This is a genomic window from Burkholderia sp. GW821-FHT14F03, assembly GCF_058803765.1.
This window is the reverse complement of sequence record NZ_JBXAPG010000018.1, coordinates 37,320-58,187: the sequence shown is the minus strand read 5'-3', so window position 1 is coordinate 58,187 and position 20,868 is coordinate 37,320. Positions and strand designations below refer to the sequence as shown.

The window sequence follows — 20,868 nt, the reverse complement described above, 5'->3', positions numbered from 1 at the left end:
CGCGTCTCGTGACGCATGACGCCCGGCATGGCCGCTAACGCGCCGGCTCCGCGTCGTTCCAGTGCGCAAACGCATCCGCGAGGAAATCGACGCACACGCGCACCTTCGCCGACGACGCGAGCCGCGCCGGATACACGGCCCAGATAGGCGCGGGCTGGCTCGCGTCGGGCAGCACGCGCTGCAGCGCACCGCTCGCGAGCAACGGCGCCGCCTCCCACATCGAACGCAGCACGATGCCGCGCCCGGCCAGCGCCCACTGCACGGCGACCTCGCCATGATTGGTCGACAGCGCGCCGCCCACCTTCACGCTCACGGTCTCGCCGCGCATCGTCAGGCGCCACACGCCGAACGGGTGGTCGCGCTCCTTGATCGCGAGACACTGGTGCGCGGCAAGATCCGCGAGCTGGCGCGGCGTGCCGTGCCGCGCGAGATAGTCGGGCGACGCGCACAGCACCCGCTGATTGGCGGCGAGCCGCTTCGCGATCAGGTGTTCGGCGATCTCGTCGCCGATCCGGATATCGAGATCAAAACCTTCGCCTGCGACGTCGACGAGCCGGTCGAACAGATCGAGCCGGACATTCAATTGCGGATAGCGCGCGCTGAAATCGAGCAGCGCGGGCGCGACCACGAGCCGCCCGAACCCGAAGCTGCTGGAGATGCGCAGCGTGCCGCGCGGCACGCTGCGGGTGGTCGACACATCCTCGACGAGATGATCGACGTCGTCGAGGATCTTGTCCGCCCACGCATAGACCCGCTCGCCCGCGTCGGTCACCGCGACGCGGCGCGTCGAGCGATGCAGCAGCCGCGTGCCGAGCTGCGTTTCGAGCAGGGCGATGCGCTTGCTCACGTACGCGGGCGACACGCCCAGTTGCTCGGCGGCCGCGCTGAAGCTGGCGAGTCGCACCACCACGCTGAACACGCGCAGGTCGTCGAGATTCGGGGCTTTGTTCACGATGTGTGAAAAGTCGATTAACCGGATGGCCGATTCTAATCCCGCTGGAAATAAATAAAATGCCAGCATGCGTGCCCGGCCCGGGTCGGCGGCGCGCGTTCCATTCCGCATCCACAGGAGAAACGCATGAACGCGCACGCGTACAAGATCGCCGTCATCCCCGGCGACGGCATCGGCCGGGAAGTGATGCCCGAGGGACTGCGCGTGCTCGACGCGATCACGCAGCGCTTCGGGCTGCGCTTCGATCTCACGCCGATCGAATGGGCCAGCTGCGACTACTACACGCAACACGGCCAGATGATGCCCGCCGACTGGAAGCCGCAGCTCGCGCACCAGGACGCAATCCTGTTCGGTGCGGTCGGCTGGCCCGCGACGGTGCCCGACCACGTGTCGCTGTGGGGCTCGCTGATCCGTTTCCGCCGCGAGTTCGACCAGTACATCAACCTGCGCCCCGCGCGCCTGTTCGATGGCGTGCCGTGCCCGCTCGCGGGCCGGCGCGCGGGCGACATCGATTTCATGATCGTGCGCGAGAACACCGAGGGCGAATACTCGGCGGTGGGCGGCGCGATGTTCGAGGGCACCGAGCGCGAATTCGTGGTCCAGCAATCGGTATTCACGCGACACGGCACCGAGCGCGTCATGAAGTTCGCCTTCGAGCTGGCACGGCGCCGCGCGAAACGCCTGACGGTCGCGACGAAGAGCAACGGCATCGCGATCAGCATGCCGTGGTGGGACGCGCGCGCCGCGGAGATGGCCGCGCACTTCCCCGACGTCGCCTGGGACAAGCAGCACATCGACATCCTGTGCGCGCGCTTCGTGATGCAGCCCGACCGTTTCGACGTGGTGGTCGCCTCGAACCTGTTCGGCGACATCCTGTCCGACCTCGGCCCGGCCTGCACCGGCACGATCGGCATCGCGCCGTCCGCCAACCTGAATCCGGAGCGACGCTTTCCGTCGCTGTTCGAGCCGGTGCACGGCTCCGCGCCGGACATCGCGGGGCGCGGCATCGCGAACCCGGTCGCGATGATCTGGTCGGTCGCGCTGATGCTCGACTTCCTCGGTCACGGCGCCGGCCCCGCGCGCGACGCGCATGACGCGATCCTCGGCGCGATCGAAGCGGTGCTGCGCGACGGACCGCACCCCGGCGACCTGGGCGGGCACGCCACCACGCGCGAAGTCGGCGACGCGATCGTCGCGCGGCTGCTGGCCTGAGCGGCCCGCGCCGCCCATTTTCATCGGCTCCCGAAAAATCTCACCATGACCTCACCGGCTCCCGAAAACCCTCACTATTCGATCGAGGTCGCCTTTCCGGACCTCGAACCGCATCGATCCGGCAACACCGGCGTCGATTATGTCCATCGCTTCGAGTCGGGTGCGCCGGGGCCGTCGGTGCTCGTCAATGCGCTCACGCACGGCAACGAAGTGTGCGGCGCGCTCGTCGTCGATGCGCTGCTGACGCGGCGCGTGCGTCCGCGTCGCGGCACGCTGATGCTGTCGTTCGCGAACGTCGCCGCCTATCGCCGCTTCGATCCGCGCAGTCCGGACGCCTCGCGTTTCGTCGACCAGGATTTCAATCGGGTGTGGACGCCCGCGCTGCTCGACGACCTGTCGCGCGACTCGGTCGAACTCGCGCGCGCCCGCGCGCTGCGGCCGTTCGTCGACGCGGCCGACCTGCTGCTCGACTTGCACTCGATGCACGAACGCAGCGCGCCGCTCGGGCTCGCCGGGCCGCTCGACAAGGGCGTCGAGCTGGCGCTGCGGGTCGGCGCGCCCGCCACCGTGATCCGCGACGCGGGCCATCCCGAGGGCACGCGCATGCGCGACTACGGCGCGTTCGGCGATCCCGCCAGCCCGCGCAACGCGCTCCTCGTCGAATGCGGCCAACACTGGGAAGCGCAAGCCGTCGCGGTTGCGCGCGACGCCACCGCGCGCTTTCTCGTCGCCGCCGGCACGCTCGCGCGCGACGACCTGCAACCGGACTGGTTCCTGCCGCCCGCGCCGACGCTGCGCATCGTCCAGGTGACCGAACCCATCGTCGCGCGCAGCACCGATTTCCGTTTCGCCGGCCCGTACACCGGCCTCGAGCATTTCGCCGAGGCGGGCGCGCTCATCGGCTGGTCGGATGGCGAGCCGGTGCGCACGCCCTACCCGGACTGCGTGCTCGTCATGCCGTCGCTGCGCCAGTTGCGGCCCGGCGTCACGGTCGTCCGGCTCGGCCGGCTCGAACGTGAGCGCGCGCCGAGCGCCTGACTCACCTTCACAGGCCCAGTTCGGACAGGCCCGGATGATCGTCGGGCCGCCGCCCGAGCGGCCAATGGAACAGGCGCTCGGATTCGCGGATCGGCAGGTCGTTGATGGATGCATGACGATGCGCCATCAGGCCGTTCGCATCGAACGCCCAGTTCTCGTTGCCGTAGGAGCGGAACCAGTTGCCTGCGTCGTCGCGCCATTCGTACGCGAAGCGCACCGCGATCCGGTTCTCCGTCACCGCCCACAGTTCCTTGATGAGCCGGTAGTCCAGCTCGCGCGTCCACTTGCGACGCAGCAGCGCGACGATTTCCGCGCGCCCCGTCACGAACTCCGCGCGGTTGCGCCACGTGCTGTCCGGCGTATAGGCGAGCGACACGCGCTCGGGATCGCGGGTATTCCAGCCGTCTTCGGCCGCGCGCACTTTCTGGATCGCGGTGTCGTGCGTGAACGGCGGCACGGGGGGACGGATTTCAGCAGACTCGGACATCATGTTCTCCAGTTGAAGGGACGAGACAATCCATCGGCCGGCCTGACGCAGGCCGACCGATCAGGAAAACTAATTCTTTGCTTCGGTACGAAGCGGACCCGGTTCGGCCCGCCCTGGCTCAGCGCATCTCGGACGCCACCGCGTCGAGCAGCCGCTCCGCCGCCGCGCGCGCGTCGTGCGCCGCCGACGCATCGCCGCTGACGAGCGCGACGCCAATCGCGCCGTCGATCAGCACCAGCCACTGACGCGCGAGCGGTTCGGCCTGCCGGCGCGCGATGCCGCCCGCCGCCGCGAGCGCATCGAACTGCTCGTGCACGAACGCAAGCAGACGGGCCTTGTGCATGCGTGCGACCAATCGAATCGGATCGTCGGGCTCGGCGATTTCCCCTGACGCGTTCAGGAATGCGCAGCCGTGGAAATCCGCCTGCACGAACCACTCGCGCAGCACGTCGAACACGCCGAGCAGACGGGCGCGCGGCGTCTTGCCGCGCTTGAGCGTCGCTGCGGCGAACCAGGTCATCCAGCGCACATCGCGCCGTTCGAGCGCGGCGGCGACCAACGCTTCCTTCGAAGCGAAATGCGTGTAGAAGCTCTTGCGCGCGGCGCCGGACAGCTTGACGATCGCATCGACACCCGTCGCGTGGATGCCGCCTGCATAGATCAGCGTTTCGGCGGCATCGAGCAGCCGTTCGCGCGCACCGGAGGAAGAGGACGACGTGTCGTCGGTCGAGATCGTGGGTTCCATGCCCATAAGGTAGAACGATCATTCTCCCTTGTCAATCACCTTGTCAGCGCACGGGTTTCCCCGCGCCGTCGCGAAATAACGCGCGACCCGCGCGCCGCCTCGCCAAACGCTGCGCGGCCGGCAATTTTTTACGACATTTTTTCTTGAAGCGAACCGCCGCCCCTCCCTACACTTCGGGCAACCGATGAGGGATGGGGGATGTCATGCAAAAGCAACGAACGACAGCGAGCCAACCCGCGCACTTCGCCTGCGCGAAGCAGGTCGACGGGCGAGTCGTGCTGCGCCGGTTCGATCCGGTCCAGGACAGTTATGAAACGCTGACCGCGCTGCTGCACCGCGCGTTCGCGCGCCTCGGCCAGATGGGGCTCAACTGTCCATGCGTCGACCAGCCGCCCGCCGTCACGCGCCAGCGCGCGCTGGCCGGCGACTGTTTCGTCGCGGTCTGCAAGGGCCATCTGGTCGCGACCATGACGCTCTACGGACGCGATCCGGAATCGGCCTGCGACCTGTACCGCCGCGCCAATGTCGCGAGCGTGCGCCAACTCGGCGTCGATCCGATCTGGCAGGGGCGGGGCATCGGCCAATCGATGCTCGCGTTCGCCGGCCACTGGGCCGCGACGCGCGGCTATACGCGCCTCGCGCTCGATACGCCGCAGCCGGCCGCGCACCTGATCGACTTCTACACGCGGCAGGACTTTCGCCTCGTCGACGTGATCCACTTCGCCGGCAAGGGCTACGACAGCGCGATCCTCAGCAAGCCCGCGATGGCCGCGCCGTCGCTCGCCGCCTGGTCGCGCCAGCTCACGCTGGCCCACACACCCTACAGCCGCGCCGCATGAAACCCGAAGACCGCCGCCGCCCCCCTTCGCCCGATACCGATCCGCACCAGGCCCGCATGCAGGCGGCGCTGCGCCTGCGCGGCATCGCCAGGATCGTGCTCGTCACGCTCGGCATGGGCCAGTTGCTGACCCTCGCGTTCCGCTACTGCGCGGGCCTCGGCGACCACGGGGCCGACGAGGGCGCGGCGCTGCTGTTCAACTTCGTCAGCTGCGCGCTCGTCAGCTACTGGCTGCAGGCCGACGCGCGGCGCGCATACCGTGAGGCGAAGGCGAACGACCAGCTCGGCGCGCCGTGCGCGCGCCATCGCGCACCGCTCGTCGACGCCGCCTGCCCGAAGCGCTGGCTCGTGATCCTGCACCTCGAACTGAATCCGCACCTCCTCGACGCGTGACGCGCGCGGCGCGCCAGATTTGACGGTGTGTTTACGCGAACGGCCCGATTTTTTCCCGCGAAATGACTTCCGATGCGCTGCAATGGAAATGTCATCCTCCGGCCTGAACCCGGGGGCAAGCCAACAGGGGAATGTCATCGATGGGGTTCAACGCAGTCCTGCAACTGGGATGTTTCGTCGTCGTGCTGACGCTGCTCGTCAAGCCGCTCGGGCTTTACATGGCGCGCATCGCGGAAGGCGATCCGCCCGGGCCGCTCCGAACAGGCCGCGTGGTCGAACGCTGGATCTACCGCGCGGCGGGCGTCGACCCCGACCAGGGCGCGAGTTGGAAGCAGTATGCGGTCGTCGTGCTGTCGTTCAACCTGCTGGGCGCACTCGTGTTGTACGCGCTGCAGCGCCTGCAAGGGGCGCTGCCGCTCAATCCCCAGGCCCTCGCGGCCGTCTCCGCCGATACGGCGTTCAACACCGCGGTCAGCTTCGCCAGCAACACCAGTTGGCAGGGCTACGCGGGCGAAACCACCCTCAGCTACCTGAGCCAGATGCTCGGCATCGCCGTGCAGAGCTTCCTGTCCGCGGCCACCGGCATCGCCGTGCTGTTCGCGCTGATCCGCGCATTCGCGCAGCGCGGCGCGCGCACCGTCGGCAACCCGTGGGCCGACCTGACGCGCGCGACGCTCTACATCCTCGTGCCGCTGTCCGCGCTGTTCGCGGCTGCGTTCATCTCGCAGGGCACGCTGCAGAACTTCGCCGACTATCGCACCGTCTCGACCGTCCAGGCCGTCAGCTGGCAAACGCCCCGGCTCGACGCGCACGGCGCGCCGCTGCGCGACGCCGCCGGCCGGCCGCTCGTGCAGACCGACACGCGGCGCACGCAGGTCCTGCCGATGGGGCCCGTCGCGTCGCAGGAATCGATCAAGGTGCTGAGCGGCGACGGCGGCGGTTTCTTCAACGCGAACTCGGCGCATCCGTACGAGAACCCGACGCCGCTGTCCGACTTCCTGCAGATGATCGCGCTCGTGCTGATCCCGGCCGGGCTCTGCTACACCTTCGGCGAAATGGTCGACGACCGTCGACAAGGCTGGGCGATCTACGCGGCGATGCTCGCGATCCTCGTCGTGCTGGCCGCCGCGACGATCCACGCGGAACAGGCGGGCAGCGCGCAGCTCGGCGCGCCGGGCATCGATGCGCAGGCGTCCGCGCTGAATCCCGGCGGCAACATGGAAGGCAAGGAGACGCGCTTCGGCATCGTGTCGTCGGCGCTGTACGCGACCGTGACCACCGGCAGCGGCGACGGCGCGGTCAACGCGATGCACGATTCGTTCACGCCGCTCGGCGGCCTCGCGCCGATGCTGCTGATGCAGACGGGCGAGGTGGTGTTCGGCGGCCCGGGCTCGGGCCTGTTCGGCATGCTGGTGCATGCGCTGCTCGCGGTTTTCCTGGCGGGCCTGATGATCGGCCGCGCGCCGGAATACCTCGGCAAGAAGATCGAGGCGTTCGACATGAAGATGGTCGCGATCGCGCTGCTCGCGACGCCGCTCCTCGTGCTCGTCGGCACCGCGCTGTCGGTGCTGCTGCCCGCGGGCCTCGCCGGCGTCGGCAATCCCGGCGCGCACGGGCTGAGCGAGATCCTGTATGCGTTCTCGTCGGCCGCCAACAACAACGGCAGCGCATTCGCCGGACTTGCGGCGAACACCGGCTACTACAACGCGATGCTGGCGGCGGCGATGTGGTTCGGCCGCTTCGCGGTGATCGTGCCGGTGCTCGCACTGGCCGGCTCGCTCGCGCCTAAGGCGCGACGCACGGCCGGCGCCGGCACGCTGCCGACCCACGGCCCGCTGTTCATCGGATTCTTGATCGGCACGATCCTGCTGACGGCCGCGCTGACCTATCTGCCCGCGCTCGCGCTCGGCCCGATCGTCGAGCAGCTGACGATGCTCGGCGCGCGCTGAAGCGGGCCGCGGCGCCGGCGCGGCGCAAGGCCCACCCGCGTCGCGCCGGACTCAAACGGTCCAGTCGAGGATCACCTTGCCGCTTTCGCCCGACAGCATCGCGGCGAAGCCTTTTTCGAAGTCGTCGACCGGGAAGCGGTGGGTGAGGATCGGCGACAGGTCGAGCCCGCTTTGCAGCATCGCGACCATCTTGTACCAGGTCTCGAACATCTCGCGACCGTAGATGCCCTTGATTTCCAGGCCCTTGAAGATCACCTGGTTCCAGTCGATCGCGGTCTGCGCGGGCGGGATGCCGAGCAGCGCGACCTTGCCGCCGTGGTTCATCGACTCCAGCAGGCTCGTGAACGCGCTCGGCACGCCGGACATTTCGAGGCCCACGTCGAACCCTTCCGTCATGTGCAGATCGCTCATCACGTCGCGCAGCGACTCGCGCGTGACGTTCACCGCGCGCGTCGCGCCCATCTTGCGCGCGAGGTCGAGGCGATAGTCGTTGATGTCGGTGATCACGACATTGCGCGCGCCGACGTGCTTCGCGATCGCCACCGCCATCACGCCGATCGGTCCCGCGCCCGTGATCAGCACGTCCTCGCCGACGAGGTTGAACGACAGCGCGGTATGAGTCGCATTGCCGAACGGATCGAAGATCGCGGCGAGGTCGTCGGAGATCTCGGGCGGAATCTTGAACGCATTGAACGCCGGAATCGCCAGATACTCGGCGAACGCGCCCTCGCGGTTCACGCCGACCCCGACCGTGTTGCGGCACAGGTGGCGACGCCCGGCGCGACAGTTGCGACAGAAACCGCACGTGATGTGCCCTTCGCCCGAGACGCGATCGCCGATCTCGAAGCCGCGCACCTCCTGGCCCATCTCGACGATTTCGCCGACATATTCATGCCCGACGTGCATCGGCACCGGGATTGTCTTCTGCGCCCAGTCGTCCCACTTCCAGATATGGATGTCGGTGCCGCAGATCGCGGTGCGGTGGATCTTGATCAGGACGTCGTTGTGGCCGACCTCCGGCTTCTTCACGCGCGTGAGCGTCAGGCCCGGGGCGCGTTCCAGCTTGGCGAGTGCCTTCATGTCGCGCCTCCGTCAGATGATGCCGAGCGAGCGGCCGACCTTCACGAACGCGTCGACCGTCCGGTCGATCTGTTCAGGCGTATGCGCGGCGCTCATCTGGGTGCGGATGCGCGCGCGACCGCGCGGCACGACCGGGAACGAGAAGCCGATCACGTAGACGCCTTCCTTCAGCAGCGCATCCGCCATGCGGGTCGCGACCTGCGCATCGCCGAGCATCACCGGGATGATCGGGTGCTCGCCCGGCACCAGCGTGAAGCCCGCCGCGCTCATCCGCTCGCGGAACCGCGCGCCGTTCGCGCGCACCCGCTCGCGCAGGCGCGCGCCTTCGTCGCTCGCAAGCAGTTCGAGCACCTTGAGCGAAGCCTCGGCGATGCTCGGCGTCAGCGTGTTGGAGAACAGGTACGGCCGCGAGCGCTGGCGCAGCAATTCGACGATCTCGCGTCGGGCGGCCACGTAGCCGCCCGACGCGCCGCCCAGCGCCTTGCCGAGCGTGCCGGTGATGATGTCGATGCGCCCCTCGACGCCGCAGTGCTCGGGCGTGCCCCGGCCATGCGCGCCGATGAAGCCGACCGCGTGCGAATCGTCGACCATGACGAGCGCGCCGTAGCGGTCGGCCAGGTCGCAGATGCCTTTCAGGTCCGCGATGATGCCGTCCATCGAGAACACGCCATCGGTCGCGATCAGCTTGAAGCGCGCGCCGGCGGCGTCCGCCTCGCGCAGCTTCGCCTCGAGATCGGCGAGGTCGTTGTTGCGGTAGCGGAAGCGCTTCGCCTTCGACAGGCGCACGCCGTCGATGATGCTCGCGTGGTTCAGCTCGTCGCTGATGATCGCGTCCTGCTCGTCGAGCAGCGTTTCGAACAGGCCGCCGTTCGCGTCGAAGCAGCTCGAATAGAGGATCGTGTCGTCGGTGCCGAGGAACGCCGACAACGCGCGTTCCAGTTTCTTGTGCACGGTCTGGGTGCCACAGATGAAGCGCACCGACGCCATCCCGAACCCGTCGCGCTCGAGCCCTGCCTGGGCGGCGGCGACGAGGCGCGCGTCGTTCGCGAGCCCCAGGTAGTTGTTCGCGCAGAAATTGAGTACCGGCGCGCCGTCGGCGAGCCGCACGTCGGCGGCCTGCGGGCTCGCGATCTCGCGCTCGGTCTTGTAGAAACCGTCCGCGCGGATCTGGTCGAGCGTCTCGCGCACCCGGGCAAGAAAGGCATCACGCATCGCAAAAACTCCTGACATGGCCGCAGGCCGCACGCCCCGCCGCGCTCGTGACGTCGGCGAAGCAGCCTGCTCCTGATATAGTCGGCCGTTAGATTTATCGTATATTTCTGGTATTTCGAACTGAAATTCGAAATACCGAACAACTCTAAGCGAACGGAAATCAAATGGCAAGCTCCACCGGATCACGGCGCCCGTCGGATTCCGCGCCCGCCGCCGCGACGCCGCCGCGCGTCGGCGAGCAGATCCAGCGCCTGCGCACCGAGCGCAAGCTGACGCTCGACGACCTGTCGCGTGCGGCCGGGGTGTCGAAATCGATGCTGTCGGAAATCGAGCGGGACAAGGCAAATCCGACGATCGCGGTCGCGTGGCGGCTCACCAATGCGCTCGGCATCAGCCTCGACGAGTTGTTCGCGCAGCCGAAGGCGCCCGAGACGATCCGCGTCGACGGCCCGCACGACATCCCGACGCTCGCAGGCCACGATGCGCAATACCAGCTGCGGGTATGGGGTCCGATCGAGCTCGCCGGCAAGTTCGAATGGTACGAACTAACGCTGGCCGCGCAGGGCGCGCTGGTGTCGAACGCGCACGAGCCCGGCACGCGCGAGCACCTGACGGTGCTGAACGGCTCGCTTGAAGTGGAAGCGGCGGGCGTGACCCGGCGCATGAAGGCGGGCGACACCGCGCGCTACGCGGCCGACGCGCCGCATGCGATCCGCAACGTCGGCAAGGGCGAGGCAAAGGCGCTGCTGATCGTGATCCACCGCTGACGCGGGGCATCCTGGCAAAACGGCCAGTTGCGCGCATCACTGTATATTTGTACAGTATACGTGAAACAGGAGCCCGCGATGACCGAACAGGATTTGGCCGCGCTCAGCTTCAAGGCTGCGGCGCACGATATGGAGACGATCGTCCGCCACGTGGCGGGACGCTACATTCGCCAGCAGGTGCCGCTCACGTGGCGGCTGCTGCACGCGATCGAGGCCGAGGCGCTGGCGGATCTCGGCTTTGCGAGCCGGCACGATCCGATGCTGCGCTGCCTGTTCGAGCGGCCGCCGGAGATGCATTTCCCCGAAACCGACGACCTGATCGATTTCGGCCGCTCGAACGCCCTGCCCGCGGTATTCTCGTTCGCCGTCGCGGCCTACGAGGCCGCCGCCCGTCCGCACGCGGGGCCACCGCCCACCCGCGGCAAACGCGCCGCACGCGCGTGGGGCGGCTAGATGCCGCCGGGCGCCGGTTCCCGCCGGCCGGCCGGCGTCGCGCGTACGTCAGCCGATGCCGAAATCGGCCGCCATGTCGGCCTCGGTGCGGGCCTCGAGCCGGCCGCTTCGGCAGGCGCGGCGAAAAATCTCGTAGTCGCGTTCGATCTGGTCCGCATAGGCCATCGCATAGCGGGCGAGCGCCTCCGCGAGCCGCTCGCCCTTGCCGGCATAACCCGCGATCTGCGGCGCACACCCGCCGGCCTTCGCATGCGCGCGCGCAAGCGTCCAGCCGCACAGCTGCGCGTAGTGGCGGAACGTGTCGCGGTCGAACAGCTCCAGTTGCGCGGAAATCTTCATGTCGCGCAATTGCCGGCCGTAGATCGGCCGGCCGAACGGGCCGCTCGTCCAGCCGAGGAACGGATCGCTCGCGGCCTGCATCAGGCGCTGGCCCGCCACGACGCGATGGCCGTCGTGCCTGGGGCCGCGGCTCCGCACGAACCTCGACACGACCGACTGCGACGCCTCCTTGAATTGCAGGAACAGCGGCCCGTCCTGCGGATCGGTCAGCAGCAGGATCAGGCAGCGCGTGCCAACGCTGCCCACGCCGACCACCTTGAACGCGAGGTCGTGCATCCGGAAGTGCGACAGCAGCGCGGCGCGATCGGGCGCGAGCGAGCCCAGGTAGTCGCGGTAGATCGGCTGGATCAGCGTCGCCCAGTCGCCGAGCCCCATCCAGTCGTCCTCCGGGCCGAACAGCGTGGTCCTGCCGAACACATGGAACACCGCGGGCGGCGCATCGCGGATCCGCCAGGTGCCGTGCTCGAGCGACGCCAGCTTCGGCAGCACCGTTTCATGCGTGCGGCGCGATGCGCGCTCGATCCCGCGCCGGATCCGCTCGCGCAGCACGTCGGTGCCGGCCGATTCGATCATCCGGTCGAACGTGATGCGCTCGTACCAAAGGTCGAGCACGCCCATCTGCGCGTATTCGGCGATTCGATACTGGTAGGTTCGCGCCGCGCGGTAGGCCAGTTCGGCGGCGAACGCGTCGCCGTGCCCCAGTTGGCGGGCGGCGATGGCGAAACTCGCGACCAGCCGTTTCAGATCCCACTCCCACGGCCCAGGCGCGGTTTCGTCGAAATCGTTCAGGTCGAACAGCAAGTCGCGCTCCGGCGTGGCGAAGCCGCCGAAGTTCATCAGGTGGCAATCGCCGCAGATCTGGAAACGCAGGCCGCTGTCGGGCGTGCCGGCCAGATCGTGCGCCTGAATGATCGCGCTGCCTCGGAAAAACGCGAACGGCGAGGCCAGCATCCGGCCATAACGCAGCGGCACAAGTGCCGCGACCCGGCCTGCGCTGCTGAGTTCGAGCAATGCCAGCGGGTCGCGCTCCGTCCGCCCGACCTGCGCATGGGTCCGGCGCGGCGTCGTCGCGCGCACCGCACGCCCCTGGGCCTGGCGTTCCGCCACGGTCACCGTGTGCTTCATGTCCGCCTCCTCGAATCGACGCGGGCGCCCGTCCACCCGGGCCGCCCGAGCGGCGCGCCGCGTGACGCGCGAGGCATCGGGCGTCACGCGGCGGGCGCTCATCGAGCATACGAAAAGGGTCAGGCGAAGTAAATGCGGGCCCTCGCCGAGGCACGAAACGCTTTATTGAGCGCAGCCGACGCACTATCATTGATCGCAACTAACGGAAATATTGAAATGTCGACGCCTCCCCCTTCGACACCCCTCGCGCCCACCAGCGCCCCCGACCTGTTCGACCAGCGTCCCGCCGATTGGACGACACAGCCGGACGCCGCGTTCGACGCCTGGCTCGCTACCCAGGAATTCCGCCGTTCGTCCGCCGACGTTTACCGCGCGCAGTGGGGTGCATTCCTCGCATGGCTGGGAGAACAGCGGCAGGATCTCGCCACGGTGGATACCCAATCGATCGCCCTGTTCGTCGGTGAACTGCCGATCAAGAAAACCCAGCGCATCCGCTATCTTCGCCTGATCGAACGCGTGCTCGATCACGTCCGCCGCAGCGAATACGGCTCGACCAATCCGGCCCGCTTCATTGCTCAGGATGGCGAAGCAAGCTGGCGCAGCGCGCGCGACAACGATCCGACCGGCTTCCTCGCGCCGGTCGAACGCGCCGCGTTGCTCACCTGCCTGTTCTCGCCCTTGCCCACCGGCGGCGGCGCTCACTGGAAGGAGCGCCGCGATCGCGCGCTCGTCGCGGCATTTCTCGGCGCGGGACTGAAAACCGGCGAAGCACGGTCATTAACGATTAGTTGCATAAAATCGGATGCCACCATGCTGACGGTTCATGCATCGCAGCCCGATAGCGTGAGGGAAACCCACGTCGCGTCATTCGCGATCGCGCTATTCGACGCGTGGCTGGCGGAGCGGCGCCGCAGCCGGATACCGGGCGACCTCGTCTTCCCCGCCTCGCTGAACGGCCGGCCCATGCACAAGGCCACGATGCTGCGAGCGGTCGACGCCATCATCGAAACGGCCGACATCGCCTCGTCGCGCAGTGCGCGGGCCAGTCCGCAAACCCTGCGCAACACCTATGCGGCCGAGTTGTTCGAGAATGGGGTCGATCCGGAGCGGGTCGGCGGCTGGCTCGGATTCATGCAGCCCGTTTCATCGCATCGTCTGCATCGAGCCTGGAAGAACTGGCAGACGGAACGACAAAATACGAGCCCGGTATCAGAGGAAATGCGTTCCACAGAGCCCGGCACAGCCTGAATCCGGCTATTTTCAGCTCCTGAAAAAGCTCACCTTTAAGATCCCGGATCGTCTCACCTGTGCCGGGAAAACGTCGCGCCGACGCGCCGACGCGCCGTCAGACGCGACCAAAACGGGTCACCGCCTCGAAACGAGACGCTACCGGCCCCGATGCATGTTCGCATTCGGGACACAGCAATTCATAACCCTCGTCGCTGCACGACAACTCCGGCTCCCCGTCCTCGCATTTCGGGCAGTGGGCCGGCAGCGTCACGTGCGTATCGAGCATCGTTCCAATCGCACCGAACGCCGCGGGGTCGAGTTGGCCGGTTTCCGCAAGACGCATCACCAACACGGCCAACTCGGGCGTCATGCCCGGATTCGCCCGTAGCGCGTCGGCTTCCTTCGCCAGCTCGGCCAGTTCGTCGCCCTGGCTGCGCAATTGCTCGTCGAGCCGGTCCGCCCGGGCCTTGGCCGCGCTCAGCTGCTGCAGGAAATCGAATTCCTTCCGATTCACGTCGCGCAGCCCGGACTGATAGGTCGCCGCCATGCTGCGCAACGAGTCCAGCTCGACCAGCATGGGTTTCACACGGCGTTCGGCTTCCGCAACCGCATCCTTGATCTGCTGCGCATAGTGCTCGGTGCGCTCGCGCAGTTCCATGTGCAGCGTGTCGAGCCGCTCGCGCAATGCCGCGTTCTGGGTCTGTTCGGCGTCGAGACGCTGATTCAGCAGTGAGTTGTCGCTTTGCAGACGCTGCACCGATTCCTGCAGGGAATGCTGCTGCGCGAAATCCTGTGTCGATGCAGAGGCGCGCTGGATTTCGGCATCGGTCAACCGCGCCTGGAGCTGCTCGATGCGAGCCTCGCTCTTGTGCAGCGCGGCCTCGAGCGTTTCCTGGCGAATCTGTGCATCCCGGCAGCGCTGATCGGCTGCCGCCAAGGTGGCTTCGGATTCCCGGCGCTCGTCGTCCAGGCTGTGCCGGGCGGCTTTCAGCGCTTCTTCATAAAGCGCACCGAGCAGACTGCCTGCTTTTTCCTCCAGTCCTTTCGGAAGCGCGGCGCCATCGAGCCTGATGCGGGAGGCGGAGCGGATCCGTTCCCAGAAATGGTCGATGTCTTTCGGAATATCGCTGGCACTGCCGGTCTGGGTGAGATCGCGGACGTTGGCAGCGGATGGTCGGATGCCCAGATCGAAGAACAAGCGCTTGCAGGCATGCAGGGACAGATCCTGCCGGCGTGCACCCGCTGTGCGCAGAGCATCGAGTTCGTCGCGGATGGATTGGCGTATTTCGTCGAGCGTCATGATGGCCGGGACGATTGAAATGTATCAATCATAACGAAACACGTATTTTTCTCTACCCTTTTGAAGGGTCTGTTGCGCTTTTGCCGACATGGCGCTCTTTGGCGCTTCAAGTGTTGCATCTGGCTGCTGCTGGCTCGAATATCCGTGAAACAAATCTAAGAATAGCGGGTAACTGATTGTTTTGGAAAGACTTTCAGCCGTTCCTGGAATCTACCACGTTGTTTCACATAGCGGTGGGTGAGGGTGTTGGGGTGTTGTGGAAAACTCGCGGGAGGGCGCTAGAGAGTATTAGAAAGTAAACACCCTTGAACCCTTGTTAAAAACGTTAACGCCACGGCAAACGCTTTACCAGCAAGGGATTCCGGACAGTGAGGTGAAGCTTTACGGGAGTCATGGTGACATTTTGCAGGACGCGAAGTGATGGGGTTCAGGGGCGAGCGTGAGTGCCTGCGGGAAAGGTCGTGAGCGGATTCGGGAGCCGCCTGCACAGCGGAATTCCGCAAAGGTGAGACTTTTCGGGGCTGCAGCACGGGTGAAGCCCCGCCAGGCCGAAACTGTGCCCGACACAGCGAAATCAGCCTAGGTGAAGCTTTTCGGGAGGCCGGTGCACAGCGAATTCTGCCCTTCTTTTAAGCAATTGGGAGGCATCGGTGAGATTTATCGGGATTCCAGCGGTAATGACTGTGAGGATTTCCGGGAAAGCCCGCCCGCTGTGGGCTTCGGGGAAGGGGGTTGGGTTGCTGAGGTGAGGTTTTTCGGGATCCGTATTGGGGAGGCGTGGTCGGAATCCCAGGCAAAGGTGAGTATTTTCGGGATTTTGCGCAGGGCAGGGTAAAGAATCTTGAGGTGAGGTTTTTCGGGAGCCCGGAAATGCCCAAAATTTGCTCAAGGTGAAGCTTTTCAGGAGGAGTGAGTGTCTACTTGCCCGGAAAAGCCCGCCAATACTGGGCCTGGGTCGCCGTTTTCGAGGCGAAAAATCAGCAAAGGTGAAGCTTTTCGGGAGTGGGACTGTGTTCCGCCAGGTATCGACCGTTGGTCAAAGGTGAGGGAATTCGGGGCCTGCTTGCTTCAGGCCATGCTTCAGCAACATCACTTAAGCGACTGACTACATTGAGTTTTTTTTATCAGAAAGGCTGAGGTGAGGGTTTTCGGGAGCGTCAAAACCGATGTTCGGGCCGCATGAATTCCATCAAAGGTGAGCGTTTTCGGGAGTTGCTGCACATTGGTTGCCCGTGCGGCAATACTGAGCCGTCTCCGCACCGTTCTCTTTCACCCGCTCACTGGTGAGCATGTTCGGGATTTAGGCGGATGACGCGGAAAATGTGTGGCATCGAGGCGGGATGCCGGGGGGTAAAAATGCCCTCAATCCCGCGCTTGCGCGTCGTTTTTGGCGCTCTGGCGTCTTTGCGTGTGCGGCAGAGGGGGAGGATTGCTGCGCGCGCACAGGAAGGCCGCCAAGGGCGTATCGATCCGGGGAGGAAATCGGCGAATAAAACATCACCGTGCGTGGGCGGGCCGAAAACGGGCTTCGAGTCGCAAAATCACGACATCGATTTAAGGTGAGACGATACGGGAAATCTGTGCGGCAACTCTTGCATGTTGCCGCGCAAGCCCATATGCTGCGGGCCCCACAGCCAGAAAGGCGCATCGGGTTTTCGAGGTTTTTTTGTCCGGTGAGCCTTTACGGGAGAGTAATCGGGTGAGCTGTGATTTGGCGCGGCGCTTCACCCGATACGGTGAGCATCTCGTTATAGACGTGCTTCACCACAGGCGCTATGCTTCGGGGAACCTTCTCCTCCGACCCGAAGCATGGCAACGAAGCGCGCCAAGAAGACCGATGTGGATGTGGTGAGTGCCAGCTCAGCCGAATTGCGGAAGGCCGTCGAGGCCATCGCGATCCAGCCCAAGAACGGCAAGATCACCCTCCTGACCCGCAAGTTGTTCAACGTGCTGCTTGCGGTCGCGCAACAGGCCGACGATTCCGGCGATACCTATCGCGCGCTGTTGTCGGACATCGTGGCGAACTCGGCATTCGATTCCAATGACACCGCGCTCGTCAAGGAGCACCTGAGGCGGATGGTGTCGGTGCAGGTCGAATGGAGCACCGGGACGTCAAGCCAGAAGCCCGGGCGCAAGTGGGGGATCTCCACCCTGATCGCCGATGCGGAAATTCTCGAAGACCCAGCCACGCGACGTGTCTGGGTCGAATTTTCTTTCGCGCCCAAGATCAAGAAGAAGCTGCTCGACCCGGTCCAGTATGCGCGTCTGAGCCTCCAGTTCCAGAGCCAGCTGCGCAGCAGCGCCGGCTTGGCGCTGTACGAGATCTGCGTGCGCTATCTGACCAACCCGAGCCATCTGACGATGCGCGAGCCGTGGGAATGGTGGCGGCCGATCCTGTCGGGCACGCCCGACACCGAGGCCGGCGACGAAGCGAAGCGCGAGTACAAGTATTTCAAGCGGGACTACCTGCGGCCCGCGATCGCCGAAGTGAATGCGGTGACCAATATCTTCGTCGAACTGATCGAGCATCGCGAAGGGCGTCGCGTCGCGGAGATCCAGTTCCGCGTATCGGAGCGCAAGCAGCCGATGCTCGCGCTCGACGAACATCCGAACGTGTTCGACAGCACGCTGGTCGACCGGATGGTGAAGATCGGCATTCCGCTCAAGGAAGCGCAGACGCTGTACGCGGACAGCGAGGAGAATCGCATTCGCGCCGCGCTGCAGATGACCGAGCAACGGATGCGCAGCACGACGCTGCCGCCCGTGCGCAGCGCCGCCGCCTTGTTCAAGGACGCGCTCAAGAAAGGTTATGCGCCGCCCGTCGATTCCGTCGAGGCGCTGCCGAGCGCCGGTGCGGCCGGCAAGGGCGCGGCGGCCGGCGTGCAGCAGGACGATCCGAAGGCGCGGTTGCGTGGCGAGTACGATGCGTATCGCCGCAAGGAGGCGAAGGCGCTGTACGAAGAGCAAGGTGACGCGGAACGGGAAGTGGCCCGCGAGTCGTTCGAGGCGGACGTGCTGCCCGCGCTCGGTTCTCACCTGCGCGATGACTGGCGCCGGCGCGGCCTTGATTCCAAGCTGACCGAGACGGCCTTCTTCGACTGGCTCGCGCAGAAGACCTGGGGCGAACCGACGGACGGCGACCTGCTCGCCTTCACGCTCAGCCAGTCGCGCGCCGCTTAGTCGAGCGCGGTGTGCGCGAGTCGCACACCTGAAAAGCAATCGGGGCCCTGATGGGCCCCGATTTGTTTTCCGCCTGCCCCACCGACACGGATCAGTTCGACAACAGCATCCGCTCGAGCTGCTGCAGGATCTCGTCGCGCTTGTCCCGCGTCAGGCCGCGCAGGCGCAGCTCGAGGCGGTCCTCGCCGTAGGACTTCAGATCCCCCACCGATACCCCGCCGAGCTTGATCTCGTGCCGCTGCGCATAGCGCTGCCGGCCCGCGGGCTTGGCGTTTTCCTGTGCCGTGGCTCGCCCCTTGACGATATCGGCTACCTGCCGCGTGCTCAGATCGTCGGACAGGATCTTGTGGATCAGGCGCAGCGTCGCGTCGGTGCCGCGCGCCACGTGATAGCGGCCGACCTGGTACGCCATGTTCGAGCCGAAGCGATCGGGGCGCGCGACCATCTCCTGCATGACCGTTTCCGGCAGCTTGCCGATCGACAGCGCGACCGCAACGGTCGATTCATCGAGGCCGAGATGCTCGGCCAGTTCCTTCTGGCTCTGGAAATACTTGTCGTCGAGAAAACGCTTCCATACGACGGCGTTGTCGAACACGGTCTGCGAATCGCGCTGGACGTTCAGGTCGTAGCCGAGCTTGTAGCTCTGCAGGCCGATCGGCAGATCGATGACGATGGCCTTGACCGTTTCCTTGTTGGCTTCCTTCAATGCCCGGACCCGGCGGCCACCGTCGCTGACGAAGTACGTGCCCGGATTGTCGTAATCGGGAATCACGTGGATGGCCTGCTGCTGGCCTTGCTTGGCGAGATTGACCGCCAGTTCCGCGATCGACGACTTCAGGTAGAAGTGGCGCGGATTGAACGGGCTCGGCTTGATCGTCTTGAGCGGCAGCTCGATGACCTGCCCCGCCTGATAGTGGTTCGCGATGCGCCAGGCGTGGTACTGGTTCGACTCGTCGACGGATTCCGCCGGCGGCGTTTCCACGATGGTGACAGGGATGTCCTTTTTCGCGGACTTCGCGGCGGGCGCCGCGGGCGCGGCGTCGGATTTGACGATGCCGTCGATCGCGTTGAGCCGGTCGAGCGCGGTGCGCTTCTCGCTCGTGGTGATGTCGGGACGCGCTTGGAAGCCTTTGGCGAATTGGGAGGGTTTCATTCAGGGTCCTTTATGCGCATAAAGTCAGGGCAGCATGGCGACGATTTCGTCGGCGCATGCGCGGATTTCCGCCGCGGCGAGCTTGGCGCCGCGATCGTTCATCTGCAGGACGGTTTGCCCGAGCGCCATGGCCTGCTTGTAGGCCTCGCGCGTCGGGATCTGGGTCTTGAGGAGCGGGAAGCCGAGTTCTTCCAGTGCACGCTTCAGCTCGCGCGTCAGCATGCGTTTTTCCTCGGTCTTGTTGAGCAGGAACACGGCGCGCAGGTCTTCGTTCATGACTTGCGCCTGCTGGATCAGCTTCACGAGGCCGACGCTCGACCAGTAGTCGGCAGGCGATGACGAGGTCGGGATGACCGCGACCGTCGCGGCCAGTAGGACGACGCCGGAGACCTTTTCGGTGATCGAGGGGGGGCAATCGACCACGATGATGTCGTAGTCGTTGATGAACTTCTTGATCTCGCGGTGGATCTGGCCGCCGGCTTCGGCGAGGTTGACGACGGGGAACGGGATGCCGGTATCGGTATCGGCGGAAGCGCTGGACCAGTGGACGAGGGTATTTTGACCGTCGGCGTCGATGACCAGCACGCGTCGACCTTTTTCATGGAAGGCGGCGCCGAGATGCATGGCAATGGTGCTTTTGCCGACACCACCCTTCTGCTGAGTGACTGCAATGATTTCCGCTGCCAATTTACACTCCTGTTTTTGATCGTAGGAATTTTACAGGACGATTTTTTTATTTCAACGAATATGTGGTGAACGGACTACGGATTGGCCGTTCGGCAGAGCATTTATGCGCATAAAGCTCGGGCGGGGTTTGAGTGGAAGGGTTGGGGTACTGCGAGCAGGGCACTTTTCGGTCAGGGGCGAGGTGCGGTGCTGGCGCAATTCGAGATAGGCATCGCTAGGTTGGGTTATGCGCATAAAGCCAGTGCGGTGCCCGGTGGTAGGTGCATATCCATAGGGCTCATGTATTTGTCGAGGGCCTTTCGATGGCTCGCGATTTGGGCGGAAGTCCGGCTACGTGGCAGAGATCCGCGATGAGGCGCAAGGGCTGGTGACGGCGCGACGTCTACGGGATGTCCGGTTAAGCAGGTTGTTGGGGCAGCCTCGAGCTTTATGCGCATAAAGCTTGGTGGACGCGCTTGATCGATGAACGGGCGCGCCCTCTGCCCTCTTCAGCTGAAAGCGGACCTGGTAAGTCAATGCCAACGAAGCCGCCCTCCTCCCAAATAGATCATCCGGGCTTACGGCTACACGGGCTCAACGGCTCAACGGCTCAACGGCTCAACGGCTCAACGGCTCAACGGCTCAACGGCTCAACGGCTCAACGGCTCAACCACGGCACGGCACGGCACGGCACGGCACGGCACGGCACGGCACGGCACGGCACGGCACGGCACGGCACGGCACGGCAC

General features: G+C 65.7%; 18 protein-coding genes. 9 read left to right on the top strand and 9 right to left on the bottom strand.

Going from position 1 to position 20,868, the window contains the following annotated elements:
• Positions 1–34: 34 nt before the first annotated feature.
• On the bottom strand, positions 35–952 hold the full coding sequence (locus AC1RQF_RS14350; protein ID WP_273997163.1) for a LysR substrate-binding domain-containing protein: 918 nt from the start codon (positions 950–952) through the stop codon (positions 35–37).
• Between the two features lie 126 nt (positions 953–1,078).
• Here AC1RQF_RS14350 and AC1RQF_RS14345 point away from each other — a divergent pair, with 126 nt between their 5' ends.
• The gene (locus AC1RQF_RS14345) at positions 1,079–2,164 is read left to right on the top strand and encodes a tartrate dehydrogenase (RefSeq protein ID WP_273997164.1); all 1,086 of its coding nucleotides are present in this window, start codon (positions 1,079–1,081) and stop codon (positions 2,162–2,164) included.
• Between the two features lie 45 nt (positions 2,165–2,209).
• On the top strand, positions 2,210–3,202 hold the full coding sequence (locus AC1RQF_RS14340) for a M14 family metallopeptidase (RefSeq protein ID WP_492872299.1): 993 nt from the start codon (positions 2,210–2,212) through the stop codon (positions 3,200–3,202).
• Between the two features lie 7 nt (positions 3,203–3,209).
• Here AC1RQF_RS14340 and AC1RQF_RS14335 read toward each other — a convergent pair whose 3' ends face one another.
• Both AC1RQF_RS14335 and AC1RQF_RS14330 read right to left on the bottom strand, forming a co-directional pair.
• Entirely contained in the window at positions 3,210–3,689 is a 480-nt protein-coding gene (locus tag AC1RQF_RS14335; RefSeq protein ID WP_273997166.1) for a nuclear transport factor 2 family protein, read from the bottom strand.
• A 118-nt stretch (positions 3,690–3,807) separates the two neighbouring features.
• Positions 3,808–4,434 (bottom strand): TetR/AcrR family transcriptional regulator, encoded by a 627-nt coding sequence (locus tag AC1RQF_RS14330; protein ID WP_273997167.1) that lies wholly within the window; start codon positions 4,432–4,434, stop codon positions 3,808–3,810.
• Between the two features lie 203 nt (positions 4,435–4,637).
• Between AC1RQF_RS14330 and AC1RQF_RS14325 the strand changes: the two genes are divergently transcribed.
• The 3 genes from AC1RQF_RS14325 (at position 4,638) to kdpA (ending at position 7,614) form a co-directional block, all read left to right on the top strand.
• A complete protein-coding gene (locus AC1RQF_RS14325; RefSeq protein ID WP_492872298.1) occupies positions 4,638–5,273 on the top strand; it encodes a GNAT family N-acetyltransferase in 636 nt (211 codons plus the stop codon).
• Positions 5,270–5,665 carry a hypothetical protein gene (locus AC1RQF_RS14320; RefSeq protein WP_273997169.1) on the top strand — a complete coding sequence of 132 codons (396 nt, stop codon included), beginning with the start codon at positions 5,270–5,272 and terminating at the stop codon, positions 5,663–5,665. The genes AC1RQF_RS14325 and AC1RQF_RS14320 overlap by 4 nt, the downstream gene beginning before the upstream one ends.
• A gap of 140 nt (positions 5,666–5,805) precedes the next feature.
• Positions 5,806–7,614: a potassium-transporting ATPase subunit KdpA gene (gene kdpA, locus AC1RQF_RS14315; RefSeq protein ID WP_273997170.1), complete on the top strand. Its 1,809-nt coding sequence runs from the start codon at positions 5,806–5,808 to the stop codon at positions 7,612–7,614.
• A gap of 51 nt (positions 7,615–7,665) precedes the next feature.
• Here kdpA and tdh read toward each other — a convergent pair whose 3' ends face one another.
• Both tdh and AC1RQF_RS14305 read right to left on the bottom strand, forming a co-directional pair.
• A complete protein-coding gene (gene tdh, locus AC1RQF_RS14310; protein WP_252982711.1) occupies positions 7,666–8,694 on the bottom strand; it encodes an L-threonine 3-dehydrogenase in 1,029 nt (342 codons plus the stop codon).
• 12 nt (positions 8,695–8,706) lie between these two features.
• Complete coding sequence (locus AC1RQF_RS14305) at positions 8,707–9,906, bottom strand: glycine C-acetyltransferase (protein WP_492872297.1); 1,200 nt, start codon at positions 9,904–9,906, stop codon at positions 8,707–8,709.
• A gap of 164 nt (positions 9,907–10,070) precedes the next feature.
• Between AC1RQF_RS14305 and AC1RQF_RS14300 the strand changes: the two genes are divergently transcribed.
• A complete protein-coding gene (locus tag AC1RQF_RS14300; protein ID WP_273997172.1) occupies positions 10,071–10,673 on the top strand; it encodes a helix-turn-helix domain-containing protein in 603 nt (200 codons plus the stop codon).
• A 78-nt stretch (positions 10,674–10,751) separates the two neighbouring features.
• Positions 10,752–11,126 carry a DUF2471 family protein gene (locus AC1RQF_RS14295; RefSeq protein ID WP_492872296.1) on the top strand — a complete coding sequence of 125 codons (375 nt, stop codon included), beginning with the start codon at positions 10,752–10,754 and terminating at the stop codon, positions 11,124–11,126.
• Positions 11,127–11,174: 48 nt separating this feature from the next.
• Here AC1RQF_RS14295 and AC1RQF_RS14290 read toward each other — a convergent pair whose 3' ends face one another.
• A complete protein-coding gene (locus AC1RQF_RS14290) occupies positions 11,175–12,590 on the bottom strand; it encodes a DUF2252 domain-containing protein (protein ID WP_273997174.1) in 1,416 nt (471 codons plus the stop codon).
• A 216-nt stretch (positions 12,591–12,806) separates the two neighbouring features.
• Here AC1RQF_RS14290 and AC1RQF_RS14285 point away from each other — a divergent pair, with 216 nt between their 5' ends.
• Entirely contained in the window at positions 12,807–13,838 is a 1,032-nt protein-coding gene (locus AC1RQF_RS14285) for a tyrosine-type recombinase/integrase (protein WP_492872332.1), read from the top strand.
• 97 nt (positions 13,839–13,935) lie between these two features.
• On the opposite strand, the gene AC1RQF_RS14280 is transcribed toward AC1RQF_RS14285, so the two are convergent.
• Entirely contained in the window at positions 13,936–15,120 is a 1,185-nt protein-coding gene (locus AC1RQF_RS14280; protein WP_273997175.1) for a DNA-binding protein, read from the bottom strand.
• Between the two features lie 1,809 nt (positions 15,121–16,929).
• Between AC1RQF_RS14280 and AC1RQF_RS14275 the strand changes: the two genes are divergently transcribed.
• The gene (locus AC1RQF_RS14275) at positions 16,930–18,300 is read left to right on the top strand and encodes a replication initiation protein (RefSeq protein ID WP_273997176.1); all 1,371 of its coding nucleotides are present in this window, start codon (positions 16,930–16,932) and stop codon (positions 18,298–18,300) included.
• A gap of 91 nt (positions 18,301–18,391) precedes the next feature.
• Here the strand turns inward: AC1RQF_RS14275 and AC1RQF_RS14270 are convergent, their stop codons facing one another.
• The gene (locus AC1RQF_RS14270; RefSeq protein WP_492872295.1) at positions 18,392–19,453 is read right to left on the bottom strand and encodes a ParB/RepB/Spo0J family partition protein; all 1,062 of its coding nucleotides are present in this window, start codon (positions 19,451–19,453) and stop codon (positions 18,392–18,394) included.
• 24 nt (positions 19,454–19,477) lie between these two features.
• On the bottom strand, positions 19,478–20,140 hold the full coding sequence (parA, locus tag AC1RQF_RS14265) for a ParA family partition ATPase (protein WP_252982703.1): 663 nt from the start codon (positions 20,138–20,140) through the stop codon (positions 19,478–19,480).
• Positions 20,141–20,868: the final 728 nt, after the last annotated feature.